Origin of the sequence: Kitasatospora sp. NPDC058046, assembly GCF_042885595.1 — a bacterium.
Classification (GTDB): domain Bacteria; phylum Actinomycetota; class Actinomycetes; order Streptomycetales; family Streptomycetaceae; genus Kitasatospora.
On sequence record NZ_JBHVRS010000043.1, the window covers coordinates 16225 to 33748 of the forward strand.

The 17524-nt window shown below is 76.4% G+C and carries 17 protein-coding genes; 6 read left to right on the forward strand and 11 right to left on the reverse strand.

Annotation, left to right across the window (positions count from 1 at the left end; translation table 11 throughout):
• Positions 1-20: 20 nt before the first annotated feature.
• From ACFVU7_RS43540 to ACFVU7_RS43550, 3 genes are read right to left on the reverse strand one after another with little or no spacing between them, the layout of a single operon-like run.
• Positions 21-1730 carry an FtsX-like permease family protein gene (locus ACFVU7_RS43540; protein ID WP_388052131.1) on the reverse strand — a complete coding sequence of 570 codons (1710 nt, stop codon included), beginning with the start codon at positions 1728-1730 and terminating at the stop codon, positions 21-23.
• Positions 1655-2392, reverse strand: coding sequence for an ABC transporter permease (locus ACFVU7_RS43545; RefSeq protein WP_388052133.1), 738 nt, complete (start codon positions 2390-2392; stop codon positions 1655-1657). The genes ACFVU7_RS43540 and ACFVU7_RS43545 overlap by 76 nt, the downstream gene beginning before the upstream one ends.
• Positions 2392-3195 (reverse strand): ABC transporter ATP-binding protein, encoded by an 804-nt coding sequence (locus ACFVU7_RS43550; RefSeq protein WP_388052135.1) that lies wholly within the window; start codon positions 3193-3195, stop codon positions 2392-2394. The genes ACFVU7_RS43545 and ACFVU7_RS43550 overlap by 1 nt, the downstream gene beginning before the upstream one ends.
• Before the next feature lie 109 nt (positions 3196-3304).
• Here ACFVU7_RS43550 and ACFVU7_RS43555 point away from each other — a divergent pair, with 109 nt between their 5' ends.
• Positions 3305-4525 (forward strand): sensor domain-containing protein, encoded by a 1221-nt coding sequence (locus ACFVU7_RS43555; RefSeq protein WP_388052137.1) that lies wholly within the window; start codon positions 3305-3307, stop codon positions 4523-4525.
• Entirely contained in the window at positions 4510-5157 is a 648-nt protein-coding gene (locus tag ACFVU7_RS43560; RefSeq protein ID WP_387829590.1) for a response regulator, read from the forward strand. Before ACFVU7_RS43555 ends, ACFVU7_RS43560 begins: the two co-directional genes overlap by 16 nt.
• Before the next feature lie 23 nt (positions 5158-5180).
• On the opposite strand, the gene ACFVU7_RS43565 is transcribed toward ACFVU7_RS43560, so the two are convergent.
• The 4 genes from ACFVU7_RS43565 to ACFVU7_RS43580 all read right to left on the reverse strand — a co-directional run bounded on the left by ACFVU7_RS43565 (position 5181) and on the right by ACFVU7_RS43580 (position 8495).
• Positions 5181-5657: a hypothetical protein gene (locus tag ACFVU7_RS43565; protein ID WP_380744970.1), complete on the reverse strand. Its 477-nt coding sequence runs from the start codon at positions 5655-5657 to the stop codon at positions 5181-5183.
• The gene (locus tag ACFVU7_RS43570; RefSeq protein ID WP_387829588.1) at positions 5654-6463 is read right to left on the reverse strand and encodes a class I SAM-dependent methyltransferase; all 810 of its coding nucleotides are present in this window, start codon (positions 6461-6463) and stop codon (positions 5654-5656) included. Before ACFVU7_RS43570 ends, ACFVU7_RS43565 begins: the two co-directional genes overlap by 4 nt.
• Entirely contained in the window at positions 6460-7239 is a 780-nt protein-coding gene (locus tag ACFVU7_RS43575) for a DUF2071 domain-containing protein (RefSeq protein WP_220450150.1), read from the reverse strand. The genes ACFVU7_RS43570 and ACFVU7_RS43575 overlap by 4 nt, the downstream gene beginning before the upstream one ends.
• Positions 7240-7499: 260 nt before the next feature.
• Positions 7500-8495, reverse strand: coding sequence for a hypothetical protein (locus ACFVU7_RS43580; protein WP_387829586.1), 996 nt, complete (start codon positions 8493-8495; stop codon positions 7500-7502).
• Between the two features lie 281 nt (positions 8496-8776).
• On the opposite strand from ACFVU7_RS43580, the gene ACFVU7_RS43585 reads away from it, so the two are divergent.
• Complete coding sequence (locus ACFVU7_RS43585) at positions 8777-9457, forward strand: hypothetical protein (RefSeq protein ID WP_074005775.1); 681 nt, start codon at positions 8777-8779, stop codon at positions 9455-9457.
• Here the strand turns inward: ACFVU7_RS43585 and uppS are convergent.
• Both uppS and ACFVU7_RS43595 read right to left on the reverse strand, forming a co-directional pair.
• On the reverse strand, positions 9402-11153 hold the full coding sequence (gene uppS, locus ACFVU7_RS43590; RefSeq protein WP_388052140.1) for a polyprenyl diphosphate synthase: 1752 nt from the start codon (positions 11151-11153) through the stop codon (positions 9402-9404). The genes ACFVU7_RS43585 and uppS overlap by 56 nt on opposite strands.
• Before the next feature lie 183 nt (positions 11154-11336).
• Complete coding sequence (locus ACFVU7_RS43595; protein WP_049657249.1) at positions 11337-11927, reverse strand: cysteine hydrolase family protein; 591 nt, start codon at positions 11925-11927, stop codon at positions 11337-11339.
• A gap of 164 nt (positions 11928-12091) precedes the next feature.
• Here ACFVU7_RS43595 and ACFVU7_RS43600 point away from each other — a divergent pair, with 164 nt between their 5' ends.
• Positions 12092-13141 (forward strand): GlxA family transcriptional regulator, encoded by a 1050-nt coding sequence (locus ACFVU7_RS43600; RefSeq protein ID WP_388052143.1) that lies wholly within the window; start codon positions 12092-12094, stop codon positions 13139-13141.
• Here ACFVU7_RS43600 and ACFVU7_RS43605 read toward each other — a convergent pair.
• Positions 13122-14609: a sensor histidine kinase gene (locus ACFVU7_RS43605; protein ID WP_388052146.1), complete on the reverse strand. Its 1488-nt coding sequence runs from the start codon at positions 14607-14609 to the stop codon at positions 13122-13124. The two genes, ACFVU7_RS43600 and ACFVU7_RS43605, sit on opposite strands and share 20 nt — an antisense overlap.
• Entirely contained in the window at positions 14606-15358 is a 753-nt protein-coding gene (locus tag ACFVU7_RS43610; protein ID WP_388052149.1) for a response regulator transcription factor, read from the reverse strand. The genes ACFVU7_RS43605 and ACFVU7_RS43610 overlap by 4 nt, the downstream gene beginning before the upstream one ends.
• Positions 15359-15549: 191 nt before the next feature.
• Here ACFVU7_RS43610 and ACFVU7_RS43615 point away from each other — a divergent pair, with 191 nt between their 5' ends.
• Positions 15550-16929 carry a ferric reductase-like transmembrane domain-containing protein gene (locus ACFVU7_RS43615; RefSeq protein WP_388052152.1) on the forward strand — a complete coding sequence of 460 codons (1380 nt, stop codon included), beginning with the start codon at positions 15550-15552 and terminating at the stop codon, positions 16927-16929.
• Positions 16930-17021: 92 nt separating this feature from the next.
• Complete coding sequence (locus ACFVU7_RS43620) at positions 17022-17492, forward strand: FMN-binding protein (protein WP_388052154.1); 471 nt, start codon at positions 17022-17024, stop codon at positions 17490-17492.
• Positions 17493-17524 lie beyond the last annotated feature (32 nt).

Genomic DNA, 17524 nt, shown 5'->3' on the forward strand with positions numbered 1-17524 from the left:
GGCCCCGCGGGGCCGGTTCCTCAGGCCCGGCGCAGCACCCGCCAGGTCACCAGGCCGGCGGTCGTGCCCGACAGCAGCAGGCAGGCGAGGACCACGGAGGCCAGCGCCGCCGGGTCCAGGTGGAGCGTGACCGGGGCTCCGGTGCTCTGGGCGAGGCCGGAGGCGAGACCGGCCAGCGGCGGGAGGGTGGCCAGCAGTCCCAGCAGGGTGCCGATCGCGGTCACCACGGCCGCCTCGCTCGCGGCCAGCAGGACCAGTTGGCGGACGGTGCCGCCGGTCGAGCGCAGCACGGCGAGGTCGCGGCGCCGGCCGTGGGCGGACAGGGCGGTGCTGTTCGCGGTGGCGATCGCGCTGTAGCCGACGGCCACGGCGATCAGCATGGCGGCCAGGCTGTCGGTCAGCCGGGCGTCGGTGTCGTAGTCGTCCAGGGCGTAGCGGACGGCGTCGTGGACGGCCGTGCCCGGGACGACCGCCACCGGGTCCGCCTCCGACGGGACGAACAGGTCGTCGCCCAGCGCGGCCGGGTCGTGGCCGCGGACCAGGCTCCGGGCGAGGACGAAGTCGCCGCGGGCCGGGTCGTCCGGCAGGATCCCGGCGATGAGCAGCGGGACGGTCGCCCCGTCGGCGAAGCGGACCGGATACTGCTGCCCGGCCGTCACGCCCAGCCAACGCGCCATGGACGTTCCCAGCACCGCCTCGCCGGGCCGGCTCCAGGCCGGGTCGCGGGAGCCGAGGGCGTCGATCACGACGGTCGTCCCGTCGGCGCGGTGGACGAAGGCCCGGGTCGGCAGGGCGGCCTTGCCGACCGGGTGGGCGTCGACCGCCTCGTCGGTGAGGCCCGGGGTGCCGTCGTTGGTGACGATCGCCTGGCCGGAGAGCCGCAGCGCCTGGCCGGCCGGGTAGGCCGCCCGCATCGTCTCCACCGCGCCGCTGAGCAGCACGGCGAAGCCGACCGCCGCGATCACCGGTGCCGCCGCCGCGGCGGCGCGGGACACGCCCGCCGTCAGCCCGGCCCGCAGCAGCAGCGGGCCGGCCGTACCGAGCCGTCGCAGTGGTGCGGTCACTACCCGGCCCACCGGGCCGACCAGGACCGGGGCGAGCAGGGCGGCCGCCGCGATCAGCAGCATGGTGGCGGTGATCGCCAGGCTGATCCGGCGGTCCGCGGCGGCGGTCGCGGTGAGCACCGCGCAACCGGTGCCGAGGCCGAGCACCGCCAGTCCGCCGATCAGCCGGGTGCGGCCCAACTGCCCTTCCCCCTTGCGGCTTTCGCGCAGCGCCTGCAGTGGCGCCACCCGGGCGGCGGGGCGGCTCGCCGCCCAGGCGCCGAGCACGCTGACGCCGACGCCGGTCGCGGCGGCGGTGAGCAGCGGCCAGGCCGTCACCCGCACGGTGAGCCCCGGCGGGGCGACGTCCAGGCGCAGCAGGGCGTCCCGCAGCAGCGGGGCGGCCGCGAGCCCGGCGAGGCAGCCCGCCGCCGAGCCGAGCAGGCCGACCAGCGCGGCCTCGCCGAGCACCATCCGGCGCAGTTGGCCCGGGGTGGCGCCGAGGACGCGCAGCAGGCCGAGTTCGCGCCGCCGCAGGCCGGTGGCGAGGACGAGCATCGAGGCGACCACGAAGCCGGTGGTGAACAGGCCGAGGGTGGCCAGCGCGGCGATCACCTGGGTGCCGAGGAAGCGCCGGTGCTCGACGTGGCGGGGCTGGAGCGCGGCGCGGCCGTCGCCGGTGACCACGGCCGCCCGGTCGCCGACGGCCGTACGGGCGGCCGCGGCCAGGCGGGCGGGGTGTCGGGGGCGGGGAGCAGGGCGATCGTCCGGACGCCCGGGTCGCGCTGCGCGGCGGCGGCGTCGCTGAGGTAGTACCCGGGGCCGTCCACCGTGCCGACGACGGTGAACTCGGTACGCCCGGCGGTGAGGTTGACGGTCAGCCGGGCGCCGGCCGGGACGCCGAGGGACCGGTCGACCACCACCTCGTCAGCGGCCTCCGGCCCGCGGCCGGTGAGCAGCCGGTAGGGGGCCAGCCGCGCCGAGGACCAGCCGTGGCCCGCCTCGGCCGCGCCCTCGTCGGGGACCGGCCTGCCGTCCCGGACGGCCTGAGCGTAGAAGGCGCGGTCCACCACGACGGCCGCCACGCCGGGCGCCGCGCGCAGCCGGTCGGTCAGGGCCCCCGCCTCGGCGGCGTTCCACGGGACGCGGTCCTCAGCACTGCCGCCGCGGCCGGTGGCCTGCGGCGGGAGCACCAGGGCGGTGGCGGCGGAGAGGCGGGGCTGGACGGCGGGCCGGGCGGACTCGTGGACGGTCAGCGTGGCGGTGATCAGCCCGACGCCGACCAGCACGGCGAGCCAGCACGCGAGGTGGCTCGACCAGCGCTCACGGACGTTGGCGACGATCAGCATCACGCCTCCAGCCGGGCCATGCGGGCCGCGACGGCGGCGGCGGCGGCGGCGCGGGCGTGGTCGCCGTCGAGGTCCAGCCGGTCGGCGATCCGGCCGTCCTGGAGGAAGACCACGGTGTCGGCGACGGCGGCGGCTGCCGGGTCGTGGGTGACCATGACCGTGGTCTGCGCCTGCTCGTCCACCAACCGCCGCAGCAGGCGCAGGACTTCGCCGGAGGTCCGGGTGTCCAGGGCGCCGGTGGGCTCGTCGGCGAAGAGCACGTCGGGGCGGGTGACCAGGGCGCGGGCCAGGGCGACGCGCTGCTGCTGGCCTCCGGAGAGCCGGCTCGGCCGGTGCCCGGCGCGCTCGGCCAGCCCGACGGCGCGCAGCGCGGCGGCCACCTCCTCGCGGCCGACGGTCCCGCCCTTCCGGCGGCCCGCGAAGCGCGCGGGCAGTTCGACGTTCTGGGCGGCGGTCAGCGACTCGACCAGGTTGTACGCCTGGAACACGAAGCCGATCCGCCCGCGCCGCAGTTCGGTGCGGCGGCGCTCGCTCTGGGCGCCGAGGTCGAGGCCGGCCAGCAGCACCCGGCCGCCGGTGGGCCGGTCCAGTCCGGCGGCGCACTGGAGCAGCGTGGACTTCCCGGAGCCGGAGGGCCCCATGATCGCGGTCAGGGTGCCGCGCGGAAAGCCGAGCGTGACCCGGTCGAGCGCGGTCACCGCCCCTTCGCCGCTGCCGTGCACCTTGCGGACGTCGTGCAGCTCCACCACGCCGTGCGGTTCGGCGGCGCCCCGCTCCACCCTGGGTTCCCGATGGTTCGTCATGCCGAGGATTCCAGCGGACCCGCGGACCGGGGGCACTGATCCGGGCACCACCGGGAAGGTAGTGCCTGCACTACCCCGCCCGACGGACCACCCCACTATCGTTCTTCGCATGCGTCCGAGAACGGCATGGCAGGCGATGGCCCAACGGCCGTTGAGCTTCCTCGGCTCCGCGTGGCCGTGGCGTTCGCTGGCGTACCTGGCCAGCGGGGTGGTGGTGGGGGCCGCGGCGCTGGTGGTGCTGGCCGCCGGCCTGGTGGCGGGGGCGGTGCTGCTGGTGGTGCTGGTCGGGGTGGCGCCGCTGGTCGGGGTGGTGCTGTCGGCGGTGGCGGTCGCGGCCGTCGAGCGGTGGCGGCTGCGGCTGGTGGACCTGGACCCGGCCGAGGACCCGCACCGGGCGCCGGACGCCCCGGGGCCGCGCGCCTGGGCGGCCACCCGGCTGACCGAACCGGTGACCTGGCGCGAACTGGGCTTCACCCTGCTCTCGGCCGCCGCGCTGTGGTGGCTGGACCTGCTGGTGCTGCTCTTCTCCTTCGGGGTGCCGGCGCTCTGCTTCTCGTCGCTCGACGGCGCCACCTGGCCGTGGTCGGTCTTCGGGGCCCTCGTGCTGCTCGCCTCGCCGTACACGGTGACCTCCTGGGCGGGCGCCCGCGCGGCCCTCGCCCGCACCCTGCTCGCCCCGCGCGACGCGGAGTTGGGCGCGCGGCTGCGGGAGGTGAAGGCCTCCCGGGCGCGGCTGGTGGACGCCTTCGACGCCGAGCGGCAGCGGATCGAGCGGGACCTGCACGACGGCGCGCAGCAGCAGCTGGTCTCGCTGGGGATGACCCTCGGGCTGATGCACCTGGACGTCCCGCCGGGCTCGCCGCTCGGCCCGCAGCTGGCCCGGGCGCAGGAGCAACTCGGCACCGCGCACGAGGAGTTGCGCCGGATCGTACGCGGCCTCAACCCTCCGGTGCTGGCCGACCACGGGCTGGCCGCCGCCGTCCGGGAGCAGGCCGGACGGTTCCCGATCCCGGTCACCGTCGACCTGGACCTGCCCGTCCGGCTGCCCCGGCAGCTGGAGACCGGCGTCTACTACCTGATCAGCGAGGCGATGACCAACATCGCCCGCCACAGCGGCGCCGGCCGCGCCCGGGTCTCCGGCCGCTACCACGCGGACCTGCTCGTCCTGGAGATCGCCGACGACGGCCGCGGCGGCGCGGACCCGGCGCTCGGCAGCGGGCTGACCGGGCTCGCCGACCGCCTCACCGCCGTCGACGGCCGGATGCGGGTGTCCAGCCCGGACGGCGGCCCGACCCTGCTCCACGTGGAGATACCGTGCCGCTTCGGGTGATCGTCGCCGAGGACGCCGTCCTGCTCCGCGAGGGACTGGTCGGCCTGCTGCACCGCTTCGGGCACCACGTCCTCGCCGCCGTCGGCGACGCGGACGCCCTGGCCGCCGCCGTGCGCACGCAGCGGCCCGACCTCGTGGTCACGGACGTCCGGATGCCCCCGGACCACCGCGACGACGGCCTGCGCGCCGCCGTCCGGCTGCGCCGGGAGTACCCCGGGCTGCCGGTGGTGGTGCTCAGCCAGTACGTCGAACAGTCCTACGCGACACGGCTGTTGGACTCGGACGGCGGACGGGCCGTCGGCTACCTCCTGAAGGAGCGGGTGGGCGCGGTCGCCGACTTCATGGCCGGCCTGGAGCGGGTGGCCGGCGGCGGGACGGTGGTGGACCGGGAGGTGGTCCAGCAGCTGGTCCGGCTGCGGCACGACCCGCTGGAGCGCCTCAGCGCCCGCGAGCGCGAGGTGCTGGCGCTGATGGCCCAGGGCCGCTCCAACGCCACGCTCGCGGCGGAACTCTTCATCAGCGACGCGGCGGTGAACAAGCACATCGGCAACATCTTCGCCAAGCTGGACCTGCCGGTGGACGTGGACGGCCACCGGCGGGTCCTGGCGGTGCTGCGCTACCTGGGGGCGTGAGGGCCGCAGAAGCGGGTCGGTTCCTAGACCGTGTGCCAGAGGGCGGCCGCGAAGACCGCCGTCACCCAGGTCCACAGGACGGAGAGGCCGAGGTGCGCGACCGTGCGCAGGCGGTCGCCGCGCCACAGGCGGGGCGAGAAGTAGGCGAACTCGAAGAGCCAGCGCAGGCCCCAGAAGAGGGTCTGGCCGGCCAGCAGGGCGGTGCCGAGCCGGCCGCCGGCGAGCAGGTCGGGGGCCAGGCAGAGCGGGAGCAGGCCGAGCAGGGCGCAGGCGAGGCCGATGAAGAAGAGGTGGGCGTAGGAGACCTGGCGGGTCAGCAGGGTGGTGCCGGCGAGGTCGGCGGGCCAGCCGATGGCGCGGGGCAGGACGGCGTGGACCAGGCCGGCGGTCACGAGGGCGGCGCCGACCAGGCGCAACTGGGCTTCGAGGGTGAGGAGTCCGGGCGTACCGGTCAGTTCGGCCAGTACGGTCAGTCCGGTCGGCCCGGTCGGCCCGGTCACGAGGCGGGCTTCCGGAGGGCGAAGGCGGTGACCAGCCCGGCGATCCGGCGTTCGGCGGCCGGGTGCAGGCCCGCCTCGGCGGCGTGCCGGAGCCAGGTGGCCCGGGGCAGGAAGTGCCAGGCGCCGGGGCCGTAGACGGCGGTGTTGGCGGCGTCCCGCAGGTGCTCGACCAGCAGCAGGGTGCCGCCGGGGCGCAGGGTGCGGGCGGCTTCGGCGAACAGGGCGGTGCGGTCGGCGGGCCGGCGCAGTTCGTGGGCGGCGAAGACGGCGAACACGGTGTCCAGGGTGCCCGTCGCGGCGGGCAGGGCGTCCGGCCGGGCCGGGATGCCGCCGGGGACGGGCGGGGCGTGGCGGCGGGCGCGGCGGATCGAGCCGCTGGAGGTCAGCGCCGGGTCGTACAGGTCGGCGAGCCGTCCGCGGGCCCCGGGGTGGCGGGCGGCGAGCGGGCGGCCGGCCTCGTCCAGGCCGGTGCTGATCACCAGGTGGTCGCCGGGGCCGTCGGGCAGCAGGGCGGGCAGCCAGTCGTAGCTGTGGAGCCCGGAGCGGTCGTAGACGCACCAGGTGGCGAGGGTGCCGAGGGCGAGGTACCCGGCGGCGGTGGCGGCGGCCGCCCGGGCGAGCGCGGCGGCGGGGCCCGGCAGCCGGCGGGCCAGCACCCCGCCGGCGACGACGGTGAACGCGCCGGCGGCGTACATCGGCCAGTTGTAGCGGACGACCTCGCGCACACCCGACGGGCGGGGGCCGTCCGGGACGGGACCGGGGACGGGAGCGGCGACGGGGGCGGCGGGGGCTGCGGGTGCGGTCATCGGGCGGCTCCGGTGAGGGTGCGGCGCTCCCCGGCGTGCCAGCCGTAGTCGAGGCCGGCGACGTGGAAGGCGTTGGCGAGCACCGGCCGGCTGCCGGCCAGCGGGCCGTGGTCGAAGAAGGTGAGCCGGGGCACCTCGACGGCCACCGGGGCGGGTTCCCAGTGGGCGCGGGTGGCCTTGACCACGATCATCGACCGGGTCTGCGGCTCGTACTCGAAGGTGTAGGGCAGCGGGCCGGCGAAGCGGCGCGCGGCGCGGGCGTCCGCGAACGGGCTGCCCGGCGGGAGGGCGGCGGGGGCGCTGCCGAGGTCGGCGCGCACGTGCAGGTCGGCGCGGCCGTCGCCGCTGACCACCTTGAACTCCAGGGTCCCGTCGACCACCCGGGTGCCGATCCGGGCGTGCCGGTAGTGGTAGCGGGAGAAGGCGTTGCCGCCGAGCGCCATCATCCGGCTGTCGGTGTCGGAGCGCAGGATGCGCAGGCCGCGCATGGTGCGGCCGCCGGGGGTCGGGAAGCGGGTGAAGACCCGGTAGCCGGTCAGGATGAAGTCCCGGCCGAGGCGGGCGGGCAGGGCGGCCGGGCGCAGTGCCCGGGCGTCCACGACGGCGGCGGCGACGAAGCCGTGCTCGGTGCCGTCGGGGTCGGTGTAGGTGTCGAGGGCGAGGCCGGGCGGCACCAGCGGGGCGAGCAGGCGGGGCGGCAGGGCGTAGGTGAGGACGAGCGAGTGCGCGAAGCGGGTGCGCATCGCGAAGGGGTGGCGTTGCAGCAGGTGTCGCACGGTCGACTCCGTGGTCGGGTAGGGGGGTTCGGAGCGTGACGGGGCAGCGCGGGACCGCCCTTCGCCGCGGGCCGCGGCGGGGTGTTCTCGCGCTTCCTCATCATGGCGCACGACTTTGAACGTGTTCAACTCGGGGGTTGGAGGGATGGGCGGGGTACGCGAACGCCCGGGGCCCGCGCTGCGCGAGCGCGGGCCCCGGGCGTGGCGGAGGCGGGGTCAGGGTGTGGCGGGGAAGGGCCCCGGCCGTGGCGGAGACGGGGTCAGGCCGGGTCGTCCTCGGGGTCCGGGGCCGGGACGCGGCCGGCCAGCAGGGCGTGGCCGAGCGCGGTGGGGCGGTGGGTGACGGAGCGACCGGTGCGGTCCTTGGTGGTCAGCCCGGAGTCGGCCAGGACGGTGGCGTGCTCGCTCGCGGAGGCGGTGGAGATGTCGAGATGACCCGCCAGGTCCTTGGTGGAGCAGGGCCCGTGGGCCGCGATGGCCTCCAGGGCGGCGGCCCTGGTCTGCCCGAGCAGCGCGGTCAGGGTGCGACTGGGGGTCGGCTCGGGCTCGGCGCGCAAGGGACCACCGATCCGGGCGGGGTACAGGAGCACCGGCTGCTGGGCCGGGTCCTCAAAACGGGCGATGACGGGCCGGCGGGGGCCGAACACGCACGGCTGGAGCAGCAGCCCCCGGCCGTCCAGGCGCACGTCGTGCCGGCATCCGCCGGCCAGCGGGAAGCTCAGCACCGGGCGGCGCCAGGACACCGTCGGGTGCAGCGAGCCGAGCACCCGGTCCGGCTCGGCGATCCGGCGCCGGCGCCCGTGCTCGGTGGTGACGATGGTCTCGATCTGCCGCCGGTACGGGTCGATCGCCCGGGTCTGGTAGTCGGCGGTGACGTTGCCCAGCAGCCTGCGGGCCCGGCGGTCGCCGGCCGCGACGCCCCGGGCGAAGGCGCTCAACTGCCGCTCCCCGCCGACCGAGCGCAGGTGGTCGCGCAGCGGCGCCTCGGGCGCCTGGGCGGTGGCGCTCTCGGTGGCGCCCGGGTCGCGCCGCACCGCGAGGAACTCCGGGATCGCCGTGGGGGTGTAGAGGTCGAAGAGCAGCGCGGTGCGCGGGTTCCAGGAGGCCCGCAGCTGCTCGCGCCAGGCCTGGAAGCGCGGGTCGCGCACCCCGCTGACCAGGGCGTGCACGCTCAGGGAGAGCTCCATCGACATGTCGGGGCGCTCCGCCACCCGGAGCCGCTCCAGGTCGTCCGTACCGAAGATGATTCGCAGCACGGTCGCGATCGTCGCCCGGATGCGGAACCGCCGCAAGACCGTTCGGCGAGAACCGAATCCATTGCCGGGCGGGCGGCCCGAGAGCCGGACCGGACACCCGGCGGGCACCCGGCGGGCGGCCGTCCCGGGGGGCTTCCGCGCCCGGACGAACCACCCCGGCCCGCGCCCCGCTCCCCCCGCACGAGTGGTTTCGTCCCCCGCCTCGGCCCCGGAGACGGTCGGTGGACGGATGATCGCTTCCGGGGCCGTACCGGGCGGCCAGGGAAGGACGGTTCGGGACGATGGGCACGACGCGGCGTTCGCTGCTGGGCGCGGCGCTGGGCGCCCCGCTACTGGGGTGGCTCACCGGGACGGCGGCCGGTGCCGTTGACGGCGGCACCGACCGCACCGGGAGTCTGGGCACGCTCTCCGACGGCTGGGTGGAGGTGCGCTGGACCCCGGAGGCACAGGCCCAGCTGGACCGCTTCCACGCGATGGTGGACGTCGTCGCCCCGGCGCGCATGGTGCTGGACCAACGGGGCCCGGCGGTCCACCTGCCGATCCGCTCCGCCGTGGGCGACCCGTCCCTCGCCAACCCGCCGAAGGCGCACGGCGACGGGGCCCTGGACGGCGGGGTCTCCGTCCGCACCTCCAAGGGCGACTACCGGGTGGTCAACCTGTCCGGCGCGATCAAGGACGGCCTGGGCTCGGGCCGGTGCGAGGTGAGCGGGGCGGAGATGGGGCACCGCTCGGCCTTCCGCTGCGGCCTCACCGAGGGCAAGCTGACGGCCGATCCGGTGCCGGCCGGGAAGCCGATGAAGGTCCGGCTCAGCGGGGTGCCGCTGCGCCCCACCCAGGAGGCGGTGGACGCGTACACCGCCAACTTCGGCGCGCACCCGGTCACCGTGGACACGGTGCTCGCCTACGTCACGGCCCAGGGGACGTACACCCCTCCTCCGGCCGCCCAGGAGCAGAAGGCGTAGCGGGCCGGTCGTTGCGGGGTGTCCGGGACTGGGCGGGCACGCCGCCGCCGAAGCGCCGCTCGCGCACCGCGTACGCCCGGACCGCCCCGCGCAGCCGGGCCAGGTCGTAGTCCGGCCACGGCGTGGGGTCGAACAGCAGCTCGGCGTAGGCGAGCTGCCAGGGCAGGAAGTTGCTGATCCGCTGCTCCCCGGAGGTGCGGATCAGCAGGTCCACGTCCGGGAGGTCCGGGGCGTACAGGTACCGGGCGAGGTCGGCCGGGCCGATCGCCTCCGGGCTGATCCGGCCCGCCACCGCCTCGGCGGCCAGGCTCCGTGCCGCGGCGGCCAGTTCCTCCCGTCCGCCGTAGTCCACGCAGACCGTCAGGGTCAGCGTGCCGTTGTTCGACGTCAGGCTCTCCACCAGCGCGATGGAGGAGGCGAGCGACTCGTCCACCCGGTCCCGCCGGCCGCACCAGCGGATCCGTACGCCGAGCGCATGCAGGCCCTCCGCGCTGCGGGTGAGGCCGTCGGCCAGCGAGTCGAACAGCGCGGTCAGTTCCTCGGGCGGGCGGTCCCAGTTCTCGGTGGAGAACGCGTACAGGCTCAGGTGGCGGATACCCAGCCGCAGCGCCGCGTTGACCAGGCGCAGCGCGGCCCGCTGCCCGGCCCGGTGGCCGTACTGGGCGGGCAGCCGACGGGCCTCGGCCCAGCGGCGGTTACCGTCCATGATCACGGCGACGTGGGCGGGCGCGCCCTCGGGAGGCGCGGGCCGGGCGCGACGGTGGGGCGTGGTGCCGTCGGAGCTCAGCGGGGTGAGGCCCTCGGTCAGGACGCGTGAGCGCAGCAGGGTCACTTCGTCGTACTGGAGCTGGGCGCCGAGCAGCAGGGTGTGCAGGAACGGGCGGCAGCCGGGGGCGGCGAGCCAGGTGGCGGGCAGGGCCTGCTCCAGCAGGCGGTGCAGGTGCCTCTGCTGGCTCTCGACCAGCTCGTCCAGGGCGGCGCGGCGGTCGGGTCGGCGGTCGTCCTGACTCTTGTCCCGGCCGAAGTCGGCGACGGTCAGGCCGAGTCGGCGCAGGTCGTCCCGCGGCAGGTAGCAGCGGCCGGCCGCGAGGTCGAGCGGGAGGTCCTCCAGGATGTCCGCCAGCTGGCAGGCTTCCCCCAGCGCGGACAGCGCGCCCGCCGCCCGCGGGCCCCGCGCGCCCAGCAGCGGGGCCCACAGCTCGGTGACCGTCCCCGCGACGCCCCGCAGGTGGCGGCGCTGGTCCGCGTGGGTCTCGAAGGCGGGCGGGCGGGCGCCGTCGGCCCCGGTGGCGTCCAGGAACTCCTCGACCAGCGCCCGGTCCAGCTCCCAGCACCGCACGGTGTCGACGAAGGCCCGGCGCAGCGGGTGGTCGCTGCGGCCGGCCGCGAGGTCGGCCAGGGTGTCGGCCCGCCAGCGGGCGAACCGGCGCTCGCGCTCGGCGGGGTCGGCGGCGCCCTGGGTGTCCTCGTCACCGTAGGAGTCGGAGTCGGAGTCGGCAGCGGCGTCGTCGGCGATCCGGTCGGACCGGGAGGCGAAGCCGTTGACGGCGTGGAAGTACGGCCGCACCTCGGGCGGCAGCGTGTCGCTGATCGCCCGCAGCGGGGCCTGGTGGGCGGCCATCTCCCGCTCGCAGAGCCGGTACGACTCCGCCAGCTCCGGCGGACCGCCCACCGCTGCCGCCCCGTTCGCCGCCATGCCCGTTCCCCGCCCCTCTCCGCCACCGCGCACCGTGCACCGCTGTTCGCCGTGCGCCGCTGTTCGCCGTGCACCGTCTGGTCAACGAGGCGGCGGCGGATCGGTGGCGATCCGGGCGGACCCACGACCCACGGCCCTCGGCCCTCGGCCTCGGCTCCGCGCACGGTCCAGCCCGGTCGGGCCTCAGCCGAGGTCGGCCGGGGACTCCACCACCACGCCGTACAGGTCGCCGATCGTCGCCAGCGCCGCGCGGTGGACCTGGGCGGCCGTCAGCCCGGTGCCCGCCGACTCCAGCGGGCGGGTGGCGCAGGCGGCGGCCACGACGGTCGGGCGGTTGCCGCGCAGGAAGGCGCCGGCCGTCGTGAAGGCCACGCACATGTGGGTCATGAACCCGGCGACGACGACGTCCCGGCGGCCGGCGGCGTCGAGCAGTTCGCCCAGCTCGGTGCCGACGAAGGCGTCCGGGGCCTGCTTGACCACCACCCGCTCGCCCTCGGCCGGGGCCACGCTCGGGTGGATCCGCCCGATCTCGGCCCGGATGTCGTACGGGGTGCCCTCGCCGCCGTCGTTGATCACGTGGATCACGGGGGCGCCGGCGTCCCGGGCCCGGGCGAGCAGGTCGGCACCGGCGTCGAGCGCCTCCTGCCAGCCCTCCAGTTCCATCACGCCGCGCACGTAGGTGTTCTGGTAGTCGATCATGATCAGGGTCGAGTCGCCGAGCGCGGCGGGCTGCTCGTCGAGGCCGTTGAGGGTGCGCAGGGTCGTCGTGGGCATGGGGTGCCGCCTTCACGGTCGGGAGTCGGGGATCTCGCAGGTCACACCTGGTGCGGCCGGCTTCGAGAACGCTACGGGCGGCGCTCGCGTGTCGGCAATGTCGCCTAACATGCAGATTCCGACATCGACGGGGAAGAGCGCCCCGGGGAACGAGGGGGCAGGCAGTGGCCGCACCGGTTGCGCAACGGCTGATCGTCATCGTGCTGTTCGAGGGCGTCGACCTGCTCGACGTGACCGGCCCGCCCGAGGTGTTCTCCCTGGTCCGCCGGGAGACCGACGACGCGACCGGCTACCGGGTCGTCCTCGCCGCCGAGACGGCGGCGCCGGTCACCACCTCGGCGGGCGTGCGCATCCTGCCCGACCTCACCTTCGACGAGGCCGCCCGGAGCCGGATCGACACCCTGCTGGTGCCCGGCTCGGTCGAGGTGGACGAGCGCCGCCGGGTCCGCGCGCTCACCGACCCGGCGGTGGTCGACCGGGTCCGCACCCTGGCCACCCGCTCGCGCCGGGTGGCGAGCGTCTGCGTCGGCGCGCACCTGCTCGCCGCCGCCGGGCTGCTGGACGGGCGGCGCGCCACCACCCACTGGTCCACGGCCGGCCAACTCGCCGAGGAGCACCCGGAGATCGAGGTCGACCCGGACCCGATCTTCATCCGCGAGGGCGAGGTCTGGACGGGCGCGGGCATCAGCGCCTGCCTGGACCTTTCGCTCGCCCTGGTCGCCGAGGACTTCGGTGAGGAGCTGGCCCTGCGGGTCGCCCGCCAGCTCGTCATGTACCTCAAACGCCCCAGCGGCCAGAGCCAGTTCAGCGTCCCACTGGAGCCCGTGTCGACCACCCGGCGGATCGAGGAGCTGCGCCACCACATCCTGCGCAACCTCTCCGGACGGCTCACCGTCCCGGACCTCGCGGCCCACGCCCACGTCAGCGAACGGCAGTTGACCCGGATCTTCAAGACGGAGCTGGGCACCACCCCGAGCGCCTACGTCGAGTCGGCCCGGGTCGAACTGGCCCGCCACCGGCTGGAGTCCACCGACGCGATGCTCGAACGCATCGCCACCGCCTGCGGGTTCGGCACCGTCGACACCCTGGTGCGCGCCTTCCGCCGCCGCCTCGGGACGACGCCGACCGACTACCGGCAGCGCTTCCGGACGGCTGCCGCACCCACCGCGATCCCCACCGCTGCCAGGGCGACCGTCACGGCAGCCGGACGGTGAACTCCGTACGGCCGGGCCGGCTCGCCACCGTCACCGTGCCGCCGTGCGCCCCGACCACGGCCCGGACGATCGCCAGGCCGAGCCCGGTCGAGCCGGTGGCACGGGAGCGGGCCCGGTCGCCCCGGACGAAGCGCTCGAAGACCCGGTCGGCCAGCTCCGGCGCGATCCCCGGGCCGTCGTCCGTGACGCTCAACTCGACCTGGCTGTCCGCCCGTTCGAGCCGCAGCTCGACCTCGGTGCCGGGCGGGGTGTGGCTCCGGGCGTTGGCCAGCAGGTTGGCCACCACCTGGCTCAGCCGGTGCCCGTCCCCGCGCACCAGCACCGGCTCCTCGGGCAGGACGAGCCGCCAGCGGTGCTCCGGTCCGGCGGCACGGGCGTCGGCCGCCGCGTCGAGGGCGGTCCGGGTCAGGTCCACCTCCTCCTCGGCCAGCGGGCGGCCGGCGTCCAGCCGGGCGAGCAGCAGCAGGTCCTCGACGATCGCCCCCATCCGCAGCGCCTCGGCGTCGATCCGCTCCAGCGAGTGCCGCACCTCGGGCGGCACCGGCCCGGGGTGGCGCAGCGCCAGCTCGGCGTGGCCGCGGACCGCCGCGACCGGGGTGCGCAGCTCGTGGCTGGCGTCGGCGGCGAAGCCGCGCAGCCGCTCCTCCACCGCGTGGCGGCGGGCGAGTGCGCCGCCGACGTGCCCAAGCATCCGGTTGAGCGCGGCGCCGACCCGGCCGACCTCGGTGCGCGGGTCGTCGTCGGGCACGCGCTCGGCGAGCATCACCTCGCCGCTGGCGAGCGGCAGCGCGCTGACCCGCTCGGCCATGCCCACCACCCGCCGCAGCGGGCGCAGCGAGACGCCGACCCAGGCGGCCCCGGCGGCACCGGCCGCGGCGACGGAGATCGCGAAGACGGTGAGCTCCAGGGTCGCCAGCCGCTCGACGGTGTCCTCGGCCGGGCGCAGCGGCAGGCCGCTGACCAGCACGTCGCCGTCCCGCCCGGTGACCGCGCGGACCCGGTAGCGGCCCAGGGCCCGGCCGAGGTCGAGGGTGCGGGCCGGGCCGTCGACGGGCAGGGCGGCCAGCGCGTGCTGCTGGTCGGGGGTGAAGGCGACCCGGTCGTCCTCGTCGCCGGGGCTGTCCACGTCGTCGGCGTCCCCGTCGACCACGCCCGCGGCGGTGACCCGGCCGCCGAGCAGCCGTACGCCGAGGGTGCCGGGGGTCTGGGCCCGGGTGTCGGGGCCGGCGCCCTGGGCGGTGTGCTCCAGGCTCGCGGCGTAGCGTCCGCCGGACTCGGTGAGCTGCTGGTCCAGCCGGTCGACCAGGAAGTGGCGCAGCGCGGCGGTGGTGGCGAGGCCGACGGCGGCGCAGGTGACGACGAGCAGCACCAGCAGTCCGGCGATCAGCCGGGCCCGCAGGGTGCGGGGCACCAGCCGGGCGACGCGGGACCCCAGGCGCTTCGAGGCGCGGGCCTGCGCGCCGCTCACGTCGCGGCCTTGATCAGGTAGCCCGCGCCACGCACCGTGTGGATCATCGGACTGCGCCCGGCGTCCACCTTCTTGCGCAGGTAGCTGATGTACAGCTCCACGATGTGCGCCTGCCCGCCGAAGTCGTACGACCAGACGGCGTCCAGGATCTGCGCCTTGCTGAGCACCTGCCGGGGGTGGCGCATCAGGTGGGCGAGCAGCGCGTACTCGGTGGGGCTGAGCTCGACCGCCTCCCCGCCCCGGGTGACCTCGCGGGCCCGGTCGTCCAGCACCAGGTCGCCGAGCACCAGGGCGTGCGGGGGCGGCTGCCCGGGCGCGGCGGGCGGGGCGGCCCGGCGCAGCAGGCCCCGCAGTCGGACCACCACCTCGGCCAGACTGAACGGCTTGGTCACGTAGTCGTCGCCGCCGGCCGCGATGCCGGCGATCCGCTCCTCGACGGCGTCCCGGGCGGTGAGGAAGAGCACCCGCGCCTCGGGCTGCCCGGCGTGGATGCGGCGCAGCACCTCCAGGCCGTCGAGGTCGGGCAGCATCACGTCCAGCACCACGGCGTGCGGCCGCCAGGCCGCGGCGGCCTCGACGGCGGCCAGGCCGGTGGTCGCGCCGCGCGCCTGCCAGCCCTCGTAGCGGACGGCCCCGCACACCACCTCGACCAGGTCCGGTTCGTCGTCGACGACCAGGACCCGCCAGTCCGGGCGGTCGGCGGTCTCGTCCATGGGGGCTCCCTCGGGCTCGTGCTGCGCGGTGCTCATCCTGGCCCGCCCCGATGAGAAAGCGCTGAGACCCCGGAAAGTGGTTCGTAGACCATCACACTGCCATTGACCTGCATGAACGCCTTCACAGCGGGTCCCGCCGGCCGGCCGGCTCAGAGCCGGCTCAGAGCTTGCGCTGCGATCGTGGGCGGCCCGGCGGCCCTCGCCGCCGGGCGCTGAGGAGGTTCCCGATGAGCACTGCCGCCGCACCGACGTCGCGGCCCGGGCCCCGGCCGGCACCCGACCGCCCGAGGCACCGGGCGGCGCCGCGACCGCCGTTCGCCCTCGACCCGCGCGCGGCGCTCGGCCTGGTCGCCGTGGGCGCGCTCGGCGTGCTCGCGCTGTGGTGGACGGGCACCCCGGCGGTGGTCGGCGCGGCCGGCTGGCTGACCGGCGCCGGCCGGATCACCGGGCTGCTGGCCGGCTACGCCGCGCCGGTGCTGCTCCTGCTGATGGCGCGGCTGCCGCCGGTGGAGCGCGGGGTCGGGGCGGACCGGCTGGCGCGCTGGCACGCCTTCGGCGGGCGGTGGATGGTGGCCCTGGTCTCGGTGCACGTGCTGACGGTCGTCTGGGGCTACGCGCTGACCGACGGGCGCGGGGTGGTCGGCGAGGGCGTGGAGATCGTCTTCCACTACCCCGAGATGGTCAAGGCCGCCCTGGGCACCCTGCTGCTGCTCGGCACCGGCGCCGTCTCCGCCCGGATCGCGCGACGCCGCCTCCCGTACGAGACCTGGTACTACCTGCACCTGGCGACCTACCTCGCGGTGGCGCTGGCCTTCTCCCACCAGCTCGCCACCGGCGCCGACCTGGGCGGCGGCCCCGGCCGGGCCGCCTGGTACGCGCTCTACTTCGGGACGGCGGCGCTGCTCGGCTGGTTCCGGCTGCTGCGGCCGTGGCTGCTCGACCGGCGGCACGGCCTGACCGTCGCCGAGGTACGGCCGGAGGGCCCCGGCGTGGTGTCGCTCTTCCTGACCGGGCGGCGGCTGGACGGACTCCGCGCCGAGCCGGGCCAGTTCTTCCGGCTCCAGTTCCAGGCCCCCGGGCTGCGCTGGGCCGCCAACCCGTACTCGCTGTCCGCGCCGCCCCACCCGAGCTTCCTGCGCTTCACGGTCAAGGACCTCGGCGGGCACAGCGCCGCCGTGGCCGCCCTGCGCCCGGGGACCAGGGTGCGCGCCGAGGGCCCGTACGGGGCGTTCACCGGGCGGCGGCTGCGGCAGCGCCGGGTGCTGCTGCTCGGCGCCGGGGTGGGGATCACCCCGCTGCGCGCCCTGTTCGAGACGCTGCCGGGCGAGCTGACCCTGGTCCAACGGGCCCGGCGGCCGCAGGACGTGCTGTTCCGGGCGGAACTGGCCGATGTCGCCCGGCGGCGCGGTGCGGCGGTGCACGAGCTGCTCGGCTCGCGCGAGCAGGTCGGCGACCTCGGGGCCGCACTGGCCCGGCTGGTCCCGGACCTCGCCGAGCACGAGGTCTACCTGTGCGGCCCGGAGGCGATGGCCGAGGAGGCCGTGCGCGCGCTGCGGGCCGCGGGGGTACCGCGGGGGCACATCCACCACGAGAGCTTTTCATTCTGAGCCCGTCCGCCCGCTGAGCCCGTTCGTTCGCCGAGTCCTTCCGCCCGCTGAGCCCGTTCGGCTCGCCAAGCACCTGAGGAGCGTTGATTTCCATGCGCCGAGCCGTCGTCACCAGCGCCGCCACCGCGGCCGGGGTGGTGCTGCTGCTGTCCCTCAAGCCGCACGAGGCGGCCGGGCCCGCCCCGGTGATCGGCTCGGGGGCGGGTACCGGTTCCGGTTCCGATGTCTCGCAGCCGTCGGAGGCCCCAGCACCCTCCTCTTCCGCCTCCGCCGCGGGCACGGGCGCCACCCGGAAGGTCAGCGGCGACACCGTCAACACCCGGTACGGGCCGGTCCAGGTGCAGGTCACCCTGGCCGGCAGCCGGATCACCGCCGTCGACGTGGTCAAGTACCCGAACTCCGAGCGCCGCGACCGCGAGATCAACAGCTCCGCGCTGCCCGTGCTCAACCAGGAGGCGATATCCGCGCAGAGCGCCGCCATCGACGTGGTCAGCGGCGCGACGTACACCAGCGACGGCTACGTCCGCTCCCTGCAGAGCGCCCTCGACCGGGCCAAGGGCTGAGGCGCCCCGTGCTGCGCCACGCCGAGCCCGTG